Below are 15509 nucleotides of genomic sequence, written 5' to 3' on the forward strand. Positions count from 1 at the left end.
AATCAGGACGCAACACTTGCTGCTTCTGTCGGAGCCTGGGCAGGCTCTTTGGGCAGGGAAATCTTCAGCAAGAAGAAGCCTGCCAGAGCCGACACCAGCGATCCCGACAACACGCCTAGCTTGACCGCATCAACCTGAGCCGGGTCTGCAAAGGCGAGATTGCCGATGAACAGGCTCATGGTGAAGCCAATGGCTGCGAGCAGGGACAGCCCGTGGATCTGGCGCCAGTTTACGTCTTCTGGCAGCTTAGCGATGCCTGCCTTTACGGCGACAAAGGCAAAGCCGAAGATGCCGATCTGCTTGCCGATCAACAGGCCGAGCGCGATCCCGAGTGGCAGCGGCGCCGCGAGATCAGCTGGTGAAATGCCGGTCAGGCTGACACCAGCATTGGCAAAGCCGAAAATCGGAATGATCATGAACGCAACCCACGGGTGCAAGGCATGCTCCATGCGTAGCAGCGGCTCTGATCCTTCGCGAGCGACCAGCGGAACGGTCATTGCCGCGGCAACGCCGGCCAGCGTGGCGTGTACACCGGATTTCAAGACGAAGACCCACATTACAATGGTCAGCAGCACATAAGGAATGCTGGACCCAATCCGCATGCGGTTGACCGCTATTAAAGCGGCAAAGGCGGCCGCTGCGCCGACCAGCATATCGGTGTCGAGCGTGCCTGAATAGAACAGAGCGATAATCGCGATAGCGCCAATATCATCGATCACCGCGATCGCGAGCAGCAAGGCTTTGAGCGCCACGGGAACACGCGGGCCGAGCAGCGACAAGATGCCGAGCGCAAAGGCGATGTCGGTCGCCGCTGGGATCGCCCAGCCAGCTTGGTTCGCCGGAGTGCCGGAGTTAATTGAGAGGAAGATCAGCGCCGGGATTGCCATGCCGCCAATCGCCGCGACGAGCGGAAGCGAGGCTTTGTCCCAACTCGATAGCTGGCCTTGGATAACCTCGCGCTTCACTTCCAATCCGATGAGGAAGAAGAACACCGCCATGAGGCCGTCATTGATCCACAAGATCAGCGCCTTATCGATGGAGAAACTGCCAACAGCAACGGTCACTTGCGTGCCCAAGCCATCGAAGTAGGCGGCGGCGAAAGGCGAATTGGCGGCCAGCAGAGCCAGTGCCGCCGCCGCGATCAGGACTATGCCGCCCGCGCTTTCCTGCTTGAGGAAGTCGCGTAGGGCTTCGCTCACTTTGTTAATCACGTGTCAGTTCCTCGGGTCAAAATGTGTATTTCGTTTCTGACCCAACGCTCGAGAGTGCCGCTGTTTCCCGAAAATCGGAGCGAATACGTCTTATTTAACTGAAGGCACTGAGATTGCGGGGTTATCCGCCAAGCCAACGCGCGGCTATGCCGGTACCGATTGCCGCTGAGATGCCTCCGGCCAAACCCAAGCAAACGAGCGCTCTAAGTGTTGATCCACCGCTGTTGCCTGCCACTGGCCTGTCGAACTTACGTGAGCCAGTGATCATCGGGCCGATGAGATTGCGCTTGCCTAGGAACTGGTATCCAAACACCGCGAGCAAATGCAGCGCGATCAAGGAGACAAGCACCCAGAAGCCGGTCTCGTGCCAGTCGGTCAGCCAGTCAGCTGTCATCACTCCAACCAGCGAATTGAGCGGTCCTGTCGCGCCATCATAGGGGTCTCCAGCGAACAGACCCATGCTGGCCTGAGCGAGCATAACGAGCAGCAAGGCGGCAACGCTCCACCCGCCCGACGGGCTGTGACCGATCGCCGAAGGGCTGCGCTTGTGACGGCCTATGAGGTCCTGCAGGCCTGCGATCGGTGAGCGGAGGAAGCCGGAGAAGCGTGCCGTCTCACTCCCGATCAAGCCCCATAAGATGCGGAACAGCACGAGCGCCAGAAGCACAAGGCCAAAGCGCATGTGCCAGCCCATCTCGCCATTCTCTGCGGTCCACCACATAGCGGGGACGAGCAGGACAAAGCCCCAATGCGAAAGCCGCACCGGCCAATCCCAAATCGGTGTTTTCTTCGGCAACATGGATCACTCCTGAGCCGGTTCGAGAGATGCTCTTTCCGCGAGCAGCACGTTCTCCATGCCGCCCGGTAAGTGCGCCTCAATCAGTCCTTGTCGAGGCGGAAGTTGTCGTGGCAGGCCTTGCACGACCCGCCCATGTTTTTCACGCCTTCACCCACGGCGGCCATATCGCCGGTGCCAGCGGCGGCGGCCAAAGCGGCGCTGGTGTCGACCAGCTTTTGCGCAGCGGCTGCGAACTCTTCAGGCTTCTCCCAAATGCTTTCCAGCGCTTCGGTGTCGGCGCCCGAGTCGACGCCGGTGCCCTCTGGGAAGTGGTCCGGGATCTTTTGCGCATTGGTGTTGATCGTGGTCGCGCTCGTTTCGATCAAGCTGAAGTCAGGCGCATCGGCTTCGAGCTGTCCGCGGATCGCCTTGAACGCGTCGCCGATTTCCTCAAAGTTGTTCTGCCGCACCTCGATGATGGAGGCGTCTTCACTGGCGACATCTACCGCCTCGGGCGCTGCTGCATCGTCAGCGGTTTCGCCGCAGGCTGCCAATGCGCCGGTCATTGCGAAGGCCAAAACAGGGCGGGAAAGACGATGTGACAACATAGAGCGGCTCCTTTTGCGAGAGTATGATGGCAAGGCCTCTATCACGTTTGTGGCTGAAATGCCTCGATAATTTTGCAAGAGCTTTGAGGTGGGCATGTTGTGCTTGGAACACCTATGCGATTTGCAAAAGTGTGACTTTTGGGATTTTACGCTTAATAACAGAGGTTTAAGCCTCTTCAAGATGTAGGATGTGTGACTTTTGGCAGATTGGCGTTCCAAGCCCAAAAACCAGCCTTCAAAGTGGCGCTTTGCGAAGATCAGCATGGTGGCTGAAATATCAAAGTGCGGACACGTAGGAAAATCTGCGATGCCTAAGCCGCACCCTAAAGACGCTTGAGCCAGTCTGGCTTCAGGCGGCGGCGGATTGCGGCATGGGTACGCCGAATTTCCATTTGTCGCGGAATGCCTTGGTGTTGGCTGCGTGCCGCGCCGTTTCGCGCTGATGCAGCCATAGCCCGCCTGCGATTGCCGAAGCACCGATGGCGAACAGGGCGGTCACTGTGCCGAGGGCAATTTCTGGGGTCTCAGGTATCACCAATGCGCCGGCGCAATAGCAGATCACCAGCAACCCGCATCCAGCAACAGGAGCTCCAATCCAGCTGCGTGAAAAGGCTATCCTATGCTCGTCAATATATTGCTTGGATGGCGCTCGCCACAATTCCCGCCACAGCTCAAAATCAGCCCAGGGCAGGTCCTCGCCTGATTTCTTGAGCCGCCTTTGATGGAATAATGTGCCAAAGATTAGAAGAAGCAGCGCCACCCCAGATGGAACCGCTGACATGGTTGTGTACGCCAAGGCAACAACATCATCTTCCACTTGGCGTGCGAAATGAGCCGATAGGCTTATCAAATGAAGTCCAGCGGCAAAAAGTGGCCAGATCCTCTTTGCATTGAGCGCGATAGCCCCAAAGGCAACAAAGCCTATCGCGTCGGCTAACAGGCCGACTGCATCTACTTCCCAGAACTTAGGGGCAACGGAAGCGTAAGCTATACTCTGCACCAGGAATGTAGCGGCCACGAAACTGGCCCCAGCTCTTTCAGGGGCGCCGCCGCGAAAGGCTGCCAGACCCAGCGCGCCCAGCCAAATGCTGTAGTACAGCAAGATGCCGGGTTCGCTGAAGTCTGGCAGTGACAAGGATTTTAGCTCGCAATCTTTAGCAATTGTGCTGGTGTTGAAGTCGACGCACGCTCTGGGCATTCCCAAGGCCCGTTCGTCTCTTTGATGATCTTATCCATCGCGGCGTGCGCCAATGCAAGGCTCTTGCGGGCGGCGACAACGCTGCTCATCGCATCGGTCAGGTGACTGATCGGGCGCTGACCTTCGATGACATCAACATCCATCTCGATCCGGGCTTTGGTCGCCAGGCTGAGAAGTTCGCCGATCTGGCCCAGATTGGTGTCAGTGTCAGCTGCAAGCATGTGATTAAGTTCGCTGATTTGGTTGGCGAGTTCGTGATCTTGTGCCGTCATTTTCATAATATTCTCCATGCGCACCAATGTGCATTAGGGGGATGCAGGCATGGTTAGAGAATATCGCCTATCGTAACGCTGATTGCGGTTACGACCAGGGCTGTTGCGGCGACAACGAAGGCGATCGTGAAAATCACCAGCAACCGCCACCAGGGGCCGTATTTTCCATCCAATACCTCAAGGCGCGATGGCGGAAAATCGAGCGACGAATAGTCATCAGCGGCTAAATCTGGCTGCGCTGGTCGATTGTCTTGGATCGCGTCTTGAGACCGGATGTGGTCGAGTTCAGGCTCAGGATCGAGATGGGAAAATCCATATGTGGTTTGGCCGCATATGGCGCGCAGGCGAACATATTCACGGATGGTCGATGCGCGGTCATTGGTTTGGAGCTTTGCCTTCACATATTGAAAGCGTTGCTCAATCGTGCTGGGTGATAGGCCGAGTTTGCGGGCGATTTCTTTGTTCGGCAAATGGGCGGCGGCATGCTCCATCACCTCTGTCTGACGGTCAGTCAAACTGGCGAGCAAGTCGGCTGCGTGTTGCCGTTCGATTGTCAGGGGATCTGGATTTTTCACGTACCGTGGTTAACGGAATCGCTCGATTCGGGCAAAATCACATTGCCAGAAATTCGTCCAGATTTGATCAGATATGACCGCGCAGCGGCGATAATTACCGATTTTCAAGTGGATGAGCCGTCCCCGGATTTTCCGCCAAAATGGTCATTTTTACGTAGTTCGATGCTAAGACATTGGCGTCCTCCCGTTCGTACTGCGCTGGATTTAGAAGCGGTATGGCAGCCGCAGGCCGACCACCATGTCTGGGCTGTCATCAGTCAGGCCAATGCCAACAGTCGAAACCAGCGAGAGCTGCTGGCCTAAAGAGAACGTAGCGCCCAAATTGACCAGCCCAACATTGGCTTGGCTGCCGACGATGCGTTGCCAGTCTTGGCCATCCAATCGAACACGCGATCGGGCCACGACGCGCTGCGAATAGGACATCGAAATGCTTGAGCGGTCATTGAGCGCAAAGGCCAAACCCGCGCCCAGCTGAACCGCATCGCCGACATCGACCCGGCCAGGCTGCGGGCCCGGGCCTTCGTCAATATCGTCAAAATTGCGTTCAAAATTATGGAAGTAATTGACGCTGCCGAACACGACCAGCGGATCAAGCGATTTGAGCACGGAAACGCCAAGCGAGGCGCCATAGACGCCGCTGCCCGTGGCGAGCTTTTCTGGCACTTGCAGATTGCCTTCACTGCCGACGACTTCGACAAAATCAATCCCGAACGGTTCTTGCCCGGTCGGCACTTTGAGCCGGCCGCTCAACACGACATTCGGGCGGCGCAATGTTTCGGAGAGCAATTGATAGCTTGCCCCGACGCTCATATCGCCGAGCCCGCCATCGCTCACGGTGGCCTCAACCGGCGTGTTGGCCGCGCCGCCTGCCCCGCCGCTGCGGAAGGTTGAGGTGCGATAGAGGAAGGGCGCGCTAGCATCGAGGAACAGCTTGTCACTGACGCCGTAGCGCAAGGTTGCCTCGCTGGTGAAAATGTCTGCGTCCACTTCATCAATGCTGATCGTGCCGAGGAAGATTGCATCCAGTGCTAGGAAGCCATCGAGGTTGATCCGGGCATCGCTAAAGCGGGAATAGCTAACCGCGAGGTCCGCGCCCCAGCGGCTGGTTTGGAGGCCCTGTTGTTCCTGCACGATGTCTTCAACAGCGGCGGAGGCATCGGGCGCTTTCTGGACGCTCTCCTCCTCTGGTTGATCGCTCAGTCCGGGATCTTGCGCGGCGTCTTCCGCCTGCTGGATCTGCACCAGCTTCGCTTCGCCTTCGCGGGTGAGTGTTGGATAGGCGCCGCGGAAATTATCTAGCGAGGGGTTGAGCGTCATCGGCCGGGTTTGAGCCGGTACGGCGCGGCCTCTGATGGTCAGCGCCTCGTCGGGTGAAATCGGCTCTGCCTCGATGCGCAGCAGCCGGGCTTCCAGCGCCTGCAAGCGGGCATTGGCGCGTGCCTCTCGCTGTTCCATCTCGGCAACTTGCGCGCGCAATTGCTCAACCTCGGTCTCGAGGTCTTGCGCCGATACCGAGAACGGCAGCGTGAGCGCGGCTGCGCTGCTCGCGATCAAGGCGGCTCGTATATATGTGCGGTCCATGACTTTCGTCCCCTTACCTGACGACCCGTCTGGTTAAGCTCATCCGCAGTTACGGATTGAGCAGCGTCCAAAGCGTGGCCGGATCGGGCACGCCGGTTTCAAAAAGATCACTCTGTTTCTGGAATGCGAGCAGTGCATCGCGCATCTGCGGCGAGTAGTTGCCGTTTTCCTCGCCCTCATACAGCCCGCGCGAACGCAGGGCGGCCTGAGTGCGGCGCAAGATGGTTTTATAGACAAAGGCGCGGTTCTCGCCCGCGCCAACCTCAACCATTGGCGAATAATCGGCAACGCGCACTGGGCGCAGGGCCGAGACCATTTTCTGCGCGACACCGACGATCGTGTCCTCGGGATTGTCGCTGCAGTGCTTCTCCAGGATCAAGTCAAACGCCGCCGCATTGTGCCACGGTGACAGATCAAAGGTGTTGGGCTCATAGCGGTTGGCCGCGCTGAGGTAGCCCTCGACAAAGCCGATGAGGCGCTGGAATTCTGCTGAGCCCTTGTCGCTGCGCGCATCGGTGAAGGCGGCGCAAGAAAGCCTGCCTGGTCCTTCGACGGCGAATTGCCCGCTGGCGTTTTCTGCCTGGGCTGGGGCGGATGCCGCAAATACAGCCGCCGCTAGCGTGATGAGAGATAGATTTTTCATGGCCTTACCACCTTTGAAAATTGCTGCTTTAAAAACCGTGGCCGCGCATCACGGACAGGGCTTCTGTCGCGCGCACGGCGTTGAATTCGGCCCGCCCGATATCCGTCCCGATGATGATCGCGGCCGTGTTGCCGACCAGATTGCCATCGCTGTTGATGGTGGTCTGCTGCAGCATCCGGCCAAGATCACCGCCGACGCTTTGCAGCGCGCTGTCGCTGCCGCCATTGCCGGACAGAGCGAGGGCTAGTTCATTGGTGCCGACGCGGAATTCCAGCATGTCGCCATCGGCAAAGGAAGTGCCGGTTGTCTCGGTGATCGGGGTGAGGCCATCGGTATTGAGGGCTGCAATGTCTGATGACGGAACCAGAGCGATCTGCATGCCATTGATCGCAGAGTTGTCTGCGCCTGCGATAATGTTCGCTTGTGCCGCGCCCTGGGTGCTGCCGAGCTCACCCACGGGGAGCACTTCCTGCGCTGTGATGACAGGGGTGTAGCCGGAATGGCTGTCGGTCACATCCATCGCTGGGTCGCCCTCGCGGGTCCAACCCACCAGCAATTGTGGAGACGGATCGCCGCCGCTGCCATTGTCCAGAAAGCTGACATTGAACATCAACCGTGCGGTGGTGGTGATCCCGCTTTCATCCTGCCAGCTGGTCACCATGGAAATGCCAAAGAACGACACTTCCCCCGGGCGGATGAACTTGCCGCGCACCTCGCCCAGCTCTTCGTCATCCACCGGCGCGCCAAGATCGCTCAGCGCTGAGAAATGGTCTTTCGCCGCCGCCGGAGTGGCGCCCGCGGCGTATACGAGGGAGAGGGAGAGCGCCGCTGCTGTGACACTCGATTTTAGAGCCGTTTGTCTGGTTGTTGGCGTGCGCATGGCATCCTCCTTGGGGGCCGTAGGGGGTTAAAAATCATATCCGGGTGAGAAGCCGTATTCGGCGGCTTCGGTGGCGGGCAGGCTGGCGGTCGTCATCAGCAGGCGCCGCGCAGACAACGGTGAGGGCGGATCGACCAGAACGCTGTCCGGGTCATAGCCTTCGCCCACGACGACAAACGCAATGCCGTTCCACGCGCTTTTGAATTTGTCGCGGGTCATGGTGCGATTGCCGAGGGCCGGGTCACCGATCGCGATCCTGTCTCCGAAGACCTTGCGAGCGATGACGAAATGTTTGTAGCCGCGCACATCAATCAGGACGATGGCTGGGAATTCCAGGCTGGCGAGTTGATCATAGCTGATCCGATAGCCTTCGGCGCTCATCCCAAGAGACGTCGCATAGGTCTTCATATCGAGCAGCGAGAAACCCTTTTGCCGGACAAGGTCAGGGTCTGCGATCTTGAGCATGTTGACCAGCACCTGCCGCTCGGTCGTGTCGTAGCCATAGGCATAGTTGAAAATCGTCGCGAGCACCGCTGCGCCGCAGCTAAAGTCGGCCTCTTGCCGCACAAGATGATCGAATTTCTGAGCTTTCCAGCTGCGCGGCTGCGCGCTGATCACTGGGGAACCTGGGGAGATCTGGCCGAGCCAGACCGGGGTCTTTCCAGCCGGAGCGGTGCTGCAGGCGGAGAGTATCGCCGCGCACACGCCAGCTAACGCTAAGCAGCGCATTTTTGACCGGAAGAGTGAATTCTGAGACATTATAAACCTGCTCCATGCTTCGGGCAGAGGGCTCCCCTCGCTTTTGCGAGCGGGGGACCTTCCCCACGCCGTTTGCGCGGCTGGGGAAGGTGGGGGAGGGGAGAAGGTAAGGTCTCCTCTCCCCCGCCCGCGCGGGCAATCGATCAGCTGCCGTCGCCAGGAGCGCCGCCACCGCCGGCGTCACCGCCGCCTTGCGATGCTGCGATCGTCAGCGAGTTGGTTTGCTGGTTGCCGACACCAGCGGCGAAGTTCACGCCGATGTTGCCTGAGGCACCGCTGATATCGAGACCAGAGATCGAGTTGATGCTGTCTTGCTGCTCAACCCGGCTCAGAAGAGCGGTTTGAACCAGACCAGCATTGGCCTCTGCCAGATCGGCATCGTTTGCGGTGGCCAGCGTCATCAGGTTGGATTGCTGATTGAGGCTGCCTGCCGCCACGTTGACGCCGATATTGCCTGATCCCGTGATCGTCGCACCAAGGATGGTGTTGCGATCGCGGAAGTTGTTGCGGCCGCCGCCTGCTTCGGGATCATCCTCGTCGAGGAAGTCTTCAGAGGCGAATTGTGCCACACCGATCAGCGATTGCAGCCCGGTGGTGGACGCTTCCGCCCAGCCGCCTGATGCTTCAGGATCGCTGTTTGCCGACACAGAAATCGACGCGCTGTTCATTTGCTGGTTGAAATAACCAGCCGCCAGGTTGACCCCGATGTTACCCGAGGAATCAACGTTGAACTCATCAACCGTGTTGATGATCGGCGCAAAGAAACCAGCGCGAATTTGTGGCTGCAAATCACCATCGAAGAAATCTCCGATCAGATCGCCTGGCTCACTATAGCCGGGCCCATAGACAGCGTCGACAAAGCCGTTTTCGCCGTTGAGCTCGTTTTCCTCGCGGTAGTTTACCACTACACCGGTGAGGAACTGTTTCGCATCGGTGACCGCAACAGCTGAGCTGTCGACGTCGATGGTTCCCCGGAGACGAACGGCACCGCGCAGGGCGACGTCTTTCTCATAGGTGACATCGGTGGTCACGCTGGTGTCGATGTTGTTCGCATAGCGAAGATCAACTTCAAGGCTGGATTCGCCGTCTTGGCCTCCAACTTCGCCGCCGTCTTGTGCCATGGCGGGGGCAGTTACGGCCAAAGCCGAAACCGCCACCGTAGCTAGCATTACCTTTTTCATAGTCCTTACTCCATTGCTTCGGTTCAAGGTTTGCCCCCGGCCGAGATGTTCAGCGCGAAGGTGTTGGCAGAGGAATTCCTCTCGCCTCCGACAACATTCACCTGCACAAGCCCGCTGTTCCCAGCGAATGCGGCGTCATCGATATCGATGCGATCATTGCTGGTTGTGAGGGCTTGGGCTGACGAACCCGCCGGATCTGTGGGAGCGCTCGACTGGGCGAGCATCTGGTCAGAGACCACTCCATTGTTTCCTAAAGCCAGTGCCGCCAAATTGGCTGACTGGTTGTGTGTCCCGGCGGTGAGATTGAGGCTCACCATGCCGGTGTTGTTTGACAGCGCGCCTGCGCCGATTGTGATCGAGGTGGCGCGGTCAGCGCCGCCGGGCGCGTCCATCAATTGCTCGGCGCTGTGGCCGGTGATCGCGATGTCACCCATCGCCACGATGGCGCTGCCCAATTGCTGATTGCCATCGCCAGCGGCAATATTCACCGCGACGCGTCCGCCATTTTCGCTGAGCGTGTCTGCTGCGATCTCTATGCTGTCTTGCTCTGCCCCCGCTTCCGCTTCAGCCTCTTGTGCTGAGAGCGGCGCCGCCAGAACGGGCAGCAGCAAGGCTGCGCTGCTTAAAAGGAGGTGCGCGGTTCTCATTGTCCGCTCCCCGCTGTGCGAGAGATTACGCTGAGCGCAGATGGCAGCACACTGAGGCCGCTCCTGACGATGCCGCCAGTGGAACTCGCGCCGCTTTCAGAGCGGGTGAAATCGCCAGAACTTTCCGGTCCTGTGATAGGGGTTAGTCCGATGCTGACCGCTTGGTTCGCCACATTCAGGGTGCGGGAGAGTGGGGCTGTGACACCAGCTTGGTCAGCATCGGACATCGGCTCTAGGCCGATAAGCATTGTTTCGAGGATCAGTTTGGATTGATCAGGCGCCACCGTACTGGCCTGGCCCTGGGAAATACGCCGGGTGGCAGTGCCATATGGAACATCGCGAGAGTAGACGATCTCGCCAGGGTGCTGATCCTTATTGGAAGGAAATTCGCCTTCCTGCGCGGCGGCAGGGACGGCTGTGATCGCCAAAAGGCTGGCACCAGCTGCTAGAATATTAGCGCGGGCTGCAAAACTTGGCAGTGTTTGTAGAATATACATGTCGCCTATCCCTGTTCAATACAGTGGTTCATCAAGGCATACGCGGCATGTTTGCCGTCAAACCAAGACGAAGGAGCGATTGCTCCAGACGACCCGTTCATCGAATATGATTGAAGGTATAAACCGATTCGTTTTCGGCCGCATCACACAGGTTTAGTAGTCAAATGTGACTATGGAAATTTGTAAAAAGACGACATGTTTCAATATATTACTGTATAATTTCGGAAAAATGACCGCCGTGTAATTTGGAAGTCAGTTTTTTGGTCATACTGCAACGTCAGGCATGGAGAACCGCCACGGCCCATGCGATTGATGCGGCCTTTGGCGGACCCTGATCCTAGATTTGATAGGGCGCGAGTGTCTGCCACAACTCTTCGCGAGAGCTTACGCCCAGCTTGTCATAGCAATGACGCAAGTGCGCACGCACGGTGTGGACCGAGATATTCAGCTCTTCGCTGATCTTGGAAGGGCCGTGACCGCCCAGCAGTAGCTCGACAATATGGGCCTCGCTCGGGGTCAGGCCAAATGCCTTGGTCAGATCGACCAGTTCAGCGCCTTGTCCGGGGCTGGCGATGTGCAAGCTAAGCAAAATGGTGTCTTGGCAAAGCCCGGTTGCGGACAGCAAAACGTGGCCGCCCACGGTGCTGCATGGGACAATCGCGCTGTCGACTTCGCCTGCCTCCAGCTTCAGCATACGCTCTAGCGGCTCCTTGGCGTCGGTTTTGTGGGCGATCAGCTGGCGGTCCCTGATGGAATAGCAGCACAGCTCTGCGATGCGGGACTTGGCCCGCTCACCAATGGCGAGTATCGCGCCGGTCCGGTCGAGCATCACATGGGTGCGTTTGTTCAGCCGTTCTTGGGCGGAAAGGATCGCATCGGTGCCGTGCATGGCTGCGCCAATCGGCGGGAAAGTGGCTGGCGGCGTAACGACGCGGCTGAGCGTGTGCCCCCCGTCAATCAGCGCCTGCGTGTCAATTTGCTTCATCATCTGGCATTGCCCCTCTGCGGCCGGCAGCAGCCGACCTCACGCGCACCTTACCTAACGCATTGTCTTCCAAAAATTGCCCATGCAGCCAGAATTGCAACATGCCTTACCGCATGCCGAAACCTGACCCGATGGTTTTGTTTTTATCTAATTGCCCTGCCTTAAAGGTTCAGGGATTGTAGCTTGCTTGCGCCCAAAGCTACGTGCGCTGATGCGACATCAAAGCACCCACAAAGACTGCGCCTGTTTTGAATTGCAGTCAACGCAACTCACCTTGCATTTATGGCCATTCGTCGCAGATTTCCGGGCCTGAGCGGCCTTCTCCGGTTAACAACAGTGTTAATAAGCAGCAGCGATTTTGCCGAAAATCATGGCTTGGGTGGGGACGGGATTTTTAGCTCTCTTGAGTCACATGTTCTGTAGCTTCGGAATTCCCGCAAAGGCTCCGAGCGGCGTAATTGCCGGGCGATGGGGTAGCCTTAGTTTGGAAATTGGGACTGTATGGTGCGCGGTGCAGTCCCGAGCGAACCTGTCTCGCTCGGCATTTCCCGTAATAACGGGAAACTATCGGGATTTTCCCTTCGAGCGTGAGAAATTCTAAGACCACTCCCCCTCGTTTATGCGGTTAGCGGCTGGAATTCCCGTTTGGAATGATCGGGAATTCGTGAGCTTTCGCACGTGAAGAAGCGGGCCATTTGCGGGAATGGCAGCGCGGCTTAGCCTCAGGTTGCTATCGGACAGTGTTGTGATAGTCCGCCGCCAAGACTTATGGCGTGACCAAGTCTAGGTGGCTGGTGCCAAGGGCTTGCGATATTTCGTAGATAGAGACGATAGTGGGGTTGCGTCTCCCACGTTCTAGGTCGCTGATATATTGCTGGGAGAAGCCAGAGCGCTCGGCGAGTTCTTCTTGCGTCAATCCTCGTTCCTTGCGGATCCGGGCACAATTCTCGCCGACAAGTTTCCGCATATCCATAGCCAAAAACCATTGGCCATGTGCTGCACTGATATTTATCAACTATAGTATGTTAAAACATCATCCTATTATTAGCGCGATTGCTGTCAGTCTGATCACCGCAGGCTCGGCTCCAGCATATTTTCAGACTGTCGAAGCCAAACCTGCTCATGGTGTGGAGCTTTGGAGAGGGCTTGCAGAAGGCATGAGCCCGGAGAGTTTACTTCCTTATATAAAGGCGATTGAGGGGGTGAAACGAGTGAAGGTTGTAAACGTGCGCAAACCGGATCAGCCCAAGCGGGCAAGGATCACGCATGAAGCCGAAGACATTCAGATCGGATCTTTGCCGTTTAAGTTGGATTTGCGTTTTTCAGATGCCGAGCTCGCGCAGGTTTGGCTTGCCTCCACCAATTAGTGCGGCGAAGATACCGAGCAGATCTACAAGAACCTTTCGGCGGGACTTGTAGCGAAATATCCGCAGGTTATTTACGAAGCACCGTTGCAGCGCGGCGATGTCTTACGCGCTTACAGCCGTTCACGCGAAAGCGGCGAAAGGCAGGCAATCACTCATATCTTTGCAAACGATAATGTTGCGGTCCTTTTGACCTTTGCACTTTTGCGCGAAGGTCCCCCACCAAACCCCGGTTATGGAAACCGGCTTGCACGCACCCTCTATAGCTATGCGCTTGGAGAGTACCGTAATCAGAAGAGTGAATGTGGGGGAACTGGTGACCGACGAGTTGATGTAATGCTTCAATATATGTCGCGCGCAGCGTTTGATGAGCAAGCGCAAGCCACATCAGCAGAAATTGAAGCAAAGCAAGATGCGCTAATAGATCAGCTATGATCGTGACTGCTGCGGGTGAATGAGGCGCGATCCCAATCAAAGCCGGTGGAGACAAATCTCATAACCTTCGACTTCTCGGCTCGACATCACGCGGCGGCCAGAAGACGCAAAAGTGAACTTCGAACTTCGCGAACGATGCGCACCCTCTACCGCATAACGCAGCGCATCGATCACGTGGTTGTGTTTGTCAGCAAGCACGTTGAGAATTTCGCCTGTTTGGCGGTCTGTTGCCCAAGAATAATGAACAAGCTCATCTATAAGGTGCTGGCAGCGCGGATGAACCGCGATGTCATAGCTTTTGAGGAATTCTATTCCGTCCTGCACTGAACCTGCACCTTTGGTCGCAGGCTCAATCCGAAACCCTGCGCGTTTCATATAGTCGATTGTCTCGGGCCGCGCGCTATCGGCGATAATTATTGATTGGAGCGAGCGCTTGATATCAGGATAAGCATGCGTGTTGATCCACCGCGGCGGCCGCTTAGTATCGCTTCCTGTAAACAAGGCAGGGGTCTGATTGATCGGACAGCCAATCGCATAGGCCTCGCGGTCAACAAACAGCACCTTGCCCTTGGGATCTGCGACCGCTAGCCGCTCGTCGCTCGCCTCGCCTTCCCTCCAACTACCAATGAAGCTGCGAATGAGGACGGTTGGGTCTTTGCTAAAGCCCCAATCCGCACCAAACCTGAATGCAGCATCATCAGGCGTTTCAAATGGGATCACTTGCCAGTTCTGGAACACCTGAGCCTCACTGCGCTGCAGGTAACGCCCCTCCCAGATGTGAGCGTGCTTTTCAGGATCGCGCAGGCGGTCATATTCCATGTCGCGTTTCAGAACCGCCGGAAACCGGGGATTGTCGCGCCAATGCACTTCGACAAGGACCGTCCCTAACGGCAGTGTGCCCGCACGGAAATATGCGTCTATCGGATCGTGAGGATAGCGCGGATTAAAGCTCCACCAGATCTCGCTATACTTCTTGTCCTTTGTAGTCGCGGATTGTCCCGATCAGGTCGCCCTCAAAGACGTATCTGCGCTCTTTTTAGCCGGCCTTCGCCAGATGCGTATCAAACCAGCGGTCCATGGCTGCTCGGACGCGTTCTTGGTGTTCGATCAGCGTATGAGATCCGTCTTCCATCACCAGTGCTTCAAATGATCGATTAAGCCGGGCAAGATGCGCTGCCATCGTCAACGTATTTTGAACTCCTACGCGCTCATCCTTAGCCCCATGAATCAGCATAATCTTCGAGTTCGCAGACAGACGCTCTGGCCAAAAAGATGCTGAAATGGCTTTTAGTGCAGCGTCTGGGTTGCTTTGATAACCATCGACAATCTCGGGATAGACATGCTGGTGAAATTCTTCGCGCCGAGGAGAGTTCACAGCATCCGCTGGAGCGCCAATAAGCACTGCAGCGCGAACTACATCCGTCGCAGCCAGTGTTCGATACCCGAGGCCGCCACCTCGTGAAAACCCCCAAAAACCTATCCGCTCTGCGTCAATCGAGGCGACTTCTGGCGCAAGCTCAATTAAATTGAGCATATCAGCGCGGTCGCCTGCCCCAAGGTTCGGTTTTCCATCACTGCCGCCTTCACCGCGCAAAGCCGAAGCCAGCACGCAGTATCCACGTTCTGCAAGGCGCAGCATCTCAAGCACATCAAAAAATGTAATCCGGCCCCATTGCGCCACTCCACCATGCGCAAAGACCACGAGCGGCAATGGCCCCTCAATTTTCTGAGGCGTAAAAGCAAACCCCTTAATCGATAGGCCGTCACTCAAATACTCGATGCGCTCTGCCCGTACAGTTTGCTGCGCAGCGAAACGGTCAAAAGCGATCTTTGGAACGAGGTCACGCATCCGCGCAGACTGCCATGCCGGATCTGGTGCACGGTCCATAAAGGCA

At 57.2% G+C, this 15509-nt stretch carries 19 protein-coding genes; 2 read left to right on the forward strand and 17 right to left on the reverse strand.

Annotated features, from left to right (window positions below; genetic code table 11):
- Positions 1-2 precede the first annotated feature (2 nt).
- From nhaA to AC0V6V_RS10435, 15 genes are all read right to left on the reverse strand, one after another.
- Positions 3-1211: a Na+/H+ antiporter NhaA gene (gene nhaA / locus AC0V6V_RS10365; protein ID WP_486165304.1), complete on the reverse strand. Its 1209-nt coding sequence runs from the start codon at positions 1209-1211 to the stop codon at positions 3-5.
- Positions 1212-1332: 121 nt separating this feature from the next.
- Positions 1333-2010 (reverse strand): cytochrome b/b6 domain-containing protein, encoded by a 678-nt coding sequence (locus AC0V6V_RS10370; RefSeq protein WP_486165306.1) that lies wholly within the window; start codon positions 2008-2010, stop codon positions 1333-1335.
- Between the two features lie 80 nt (positions 2011-2090).
- On the reverse strand, positions 2091-2597 hold the full coding sequence (locus AC0V6V_RS10375; protein ID WP_486165307.1) for a c-type cytochrome: 507 nt from the start codon (positions 2595-2597) through the stop codon (positions 2091-2093).
- 349 nt (positions 2598-2946) lie between these two features.
- Entirely contained in the window at positions 2947-3378 is a 432-nt protein-coding gene (locus tag AC0V6V_RS10380; protein ID WP_486166324.1) for a hypothetical protein, read from the reverse strand.
- A gap of 359 nt (positions 3379-3737) precedes the next feature.
- Positions 3738-4073 carry a hypothetical protein gene (locus tag AC0V6V_RS10385; RefSeq protein WP_486165310.1) on the reverse strand — a complete coding sequence of 112 codons (336 nt, stop codon included), beginning with the start codon at positions 4071-4073 and terminating at the stop codon, positions 3738-3740.
- 47 nt (positions 4074-4120) lie between these two features.
- The gene (locus AC0V6V_RS10390; protein WP_486165312.1) at positions 4121-4642 is read right to left on the reverse strand and encodes a LuxR C-terminal-related transcriptional regulator; all 522 of its coding nucleotides are present in this window, start codon (positions 4640-4642) and stop codon (positions 4121-4123) included.
- Between the two features lie 204 nt (positions 4643-4846).
- Entirely contained in the window at positions 4847-6223 is a 1377-nt protein-coding gene (locus AC0V6V_RS10395; protein WP_486165313.1) for a transporter family protein, read from the reverse strand.
- A gap of 49 nt (positions 6224-6272) precedes the next feature.
- The gene (locus AC0V6V_RS10400) at positions 6273-6866 is read right to left on the reverse strand and encodes a peptidoglycan-binding domain-containing protein (RefSeq protein ID WP_486165314.1); all 594 of its coding nucleotides are present in this window, start codon (positions 6864-6866) and stop codon (positions 6273-6275) included.
- A 28-nt stretch (positions 6867-6894) separates the two neighbouring features.
- The gene (locus AC0V6V_RS10405) at positions 6895-7746 is read right to left on the reverse strand and encodes a hypothetical protein (RefSeq protein ID WP_486165316.1); all 852 of its coding nucleotides are present in this window, start codon (positions 7744-7746) and stop codon (positions 6895-6897) included.
- A gap of 27 nt (positions 7747-7773) precedes the next feature.
- A complete protein-coding gene (locus AC0V6V_RS10410; protein ID WP_486165317.1) occupies positions 7774-8364 on the reverse strand; it encodes a C39 family peptidase in 591 nt (196 codons plus the stop codon).
- 284 nt (positions 8365-8648) lie between these two features.
- Positions 8649-9686, reverse strand: coding sequence for a hypothetical protein (locus AC0V6V_RS10415; protein ID WP_486165318.1), 1038 nt, complete (start codon positions 9684-9686; stop codon positions 8649-8651).
- Between the two features lie 23 nt (positions 9687-9709).
- Complete coding sequence (locus tag AC0V6V_RS10420) at positions 9710-10333, reverse strand: hypothetical protein (protein ID WP_486165319.1); 624 nt, start codon at positions 10331-10333, stop codon at positions 9710-9712.
- Positions 10330-10830, reverse strand: coding sequence for a hypothetical protein (locus tag AC0V6V_RS10425; RefSeq protein WP_486165321.1), 501 nt, complete (start codon positions 10828-10830; stop codon positions 10330-10332). Before AC0V6V_RS10425 ends, AC0V6V_RS10420 begins: the two co-directional genes overlap by 4 nt.
- Positions 10831-11167: 337 nt before the next feature.
- Positions 11168-11818 carry a helix-turn-helix transcriptional regulator gene (locus AC0V6V_RS10430; protein ID WP_486165322.1) on the reverse strand — a complete coding sequence of 217 codons (651 nt, stop codon included), beginning with the start codon at positions 11816-11818 and terminating at the stop codon, positions 11168-11170.
- Between the two features lie 763 nt (positions 11819-12581).
- Complete coding sequence (locus tag AC0V6V_RS10435) at positions 12582-12788, reverse strand: helix-turn-helix domain-containing protein (protein ID WP_486166085.1); 207 nt, start codon at positions 12786-12788, stop codon at positions 12582-12584.
- A gap of 49 nt (positions 12789-12837) precedes the next feature.
- Here AC0V6V_RS10435 and AC0V6V_RS10440 point away from each other — a divergent pair, with 49 nt between their 5' ends.
- Both AC0V6V_RS10440 and AC0V6V_RS10445 read left to right on the forward strand, forming a co-directional pair.
- The gene (locus AC0V6V_RS10440; protein WP_486165323.1) at positions 12838-13182 is read left to right on the forward strand and encodes a hypothetical protein; all 345 of its coding nucleotides are present in this window, start codon (positions 12838-12840) and stop codon (positions 13180-13182) included.
- Positions 13183-13266: 84 nt separating this feature from the next.
- Positions 13267-13614, forward strand: a complete 348-nt coding sequence (locus AC0V6V_RS10445; protein ID WP_486165325.1) for a hypothetical protein — start codon at positions 13267-13269, stop codon at positions 13612-13614.
- Between the two features lie 36 nt (positions 13615-13650).
- On the opposite strand, the gene AC0V6V_RS10450 is transcribed toward AC0V6V_RS10445, so the two are convergent.
- Positions 13651-14433, reverse strand: coding sequence for a PBSX family phage terminase large subunit (locus AC0V6V_RS10450; RefSeq protein WP_486165326.1), 783 nt, complete (start codon positions 14431-14433; stop codon positions 13651-13653).
- Between the two features lie 217 nt (positions 14434-14650).
- Positions 14651-15502 carry an alpha/beta hydrolase family protein gene (locus AC0V6V_RS10455; RefSeq protein ID WP_486165327.1) on the reverse strand — a complete coding sequence of 284 codons (852 nt, stop codon included), beginning with the start codon at positions 15500-15502 and terminating at the stop codon, positions 14651-14653.
- Between the last annotated feature and the right edge of the window lie 7 nt (positions 15503-15509).

This window comes from Erythrobacter sp. S249, from assembly GCF_057364975.1.

What these genes read in the sequence shown, in the direction of transcription:
- AC0V6V_RS10455 (WP_486165327.1), bottom strand. Translation starts at nt 15,502, where the DNA reads ATGGACCGTGCACCAGATCCGGCATGGCAGTCTGCGCGGATGCGTGAC.
- AC0V6V_RS10380 (WP_486166324.1), bottom strand. Translation starts at nt 3,378, where the DNA reads ATGTCAGCGGTTCCATCTGGGGTGGCGCTGCTTCTTCTAATCTTTGGC.
- AC0V6V_RS10435 (WP_486166085.1), bottom strand. Translation starts at nt 12,788, where the DNA reads ATGGATATGCGGAAACTTGTCGGCGAGAATTGTGCCCGGATCCGCAAG.
- AC0V6V_RS10370 (WP_486165306.1), bottom strand. Translation starts at nt 2,010, where the DNA reads ATGTTGCCGAAGAAAACACCGATTTGGGATTGGCCGGTGCGGCTTTCG.
- AC0V6V_RS10375 (WP_486165307.1), bottom strand. Translation starts at nt 2,597, where the DNA reads ATGTTGTCACATCGTCTTTCCCGCCCTGTTTTGGCCTTCGCAATGACC.
- AC0V6V_RS10440 (WP_486165323.1), top strand. Translation starts at nt 12,838, where the DNA reads ATGTTAAAACATCATCCTATTATTAGCGCGATTGCTGTCAGTCTGATC.
- AC0V6V_RS10385 (WP_486165310.1), bottom strand. Translation starts at nt 4,073, where the DNA reads ATGAAAATGACGGCACAAGATCACGAACTCGCCAACCAAATCAGCGAA.
- AC0V6V_RS10420 (WP_486165319.1), bottom strand. Translation starts at nt 10,333, where the DNA reads ATGAGAACCGCGCACCTCCTTTTAAGCAGCGCAGCCTTGCTGCTGCCC.
- AC0V6V_RS10415 (WP_486165318.1), bottom strand. Translation starts at nt 9,686, where the DNA reads ATGAAAAAGGTAATGCTAGCTACGGTGGCGGTTTCGGCTTTGGCCGTA.
- AC0V6V_RS10425 (WP_486165321.1), bottom strand. Translation starts at nt 10,830, where the DNA reads ATGTATATTCTACAAACACTGCCAAGTTTTGCAGCCCGCGCTAATATT.
- AC0V6V_RS10395 (WP_486165313.1), bottom strand. Translation starts at nt 6,223, where the DNA reads ATGGACCGCACATATATACGAGCCGCCTTGATCGCGAGCAGCGCAGCC.
- AC0V6V_RS10450 (WP_486165326.1), bottom strand. Translation starts at nt 14,433, where the DNA reads ATGGAATATGACCGCCTGCGCGATCCTGAAAAGCACGCTCACATCTGG.
- AC0V6V_RS10400 (WP_486165314.1), bottom strand. Translation starts at nt 6,866, where the DNA reads ATGAAAAATCTATCTCTCATCACGCTAGCGGCGGCTGTATTTGCGGCA.
- AC0V6V_RS10430 (WP_486165322.1), bottom strand. Translation starts at nt 11,818, where the DNA reads ATGATGAAGCAAATTGACACGCAGGCGCTGATTGACGGGGGGCACACG.
- AC0V6V_RS10405 (WP_486165316.1), bottom strand. Translation starts at nt 7,746, where the DNA reads ATGCGCACGCCAACAACCAGACAAACGGCTCTAAAATCGAGTGTCACA.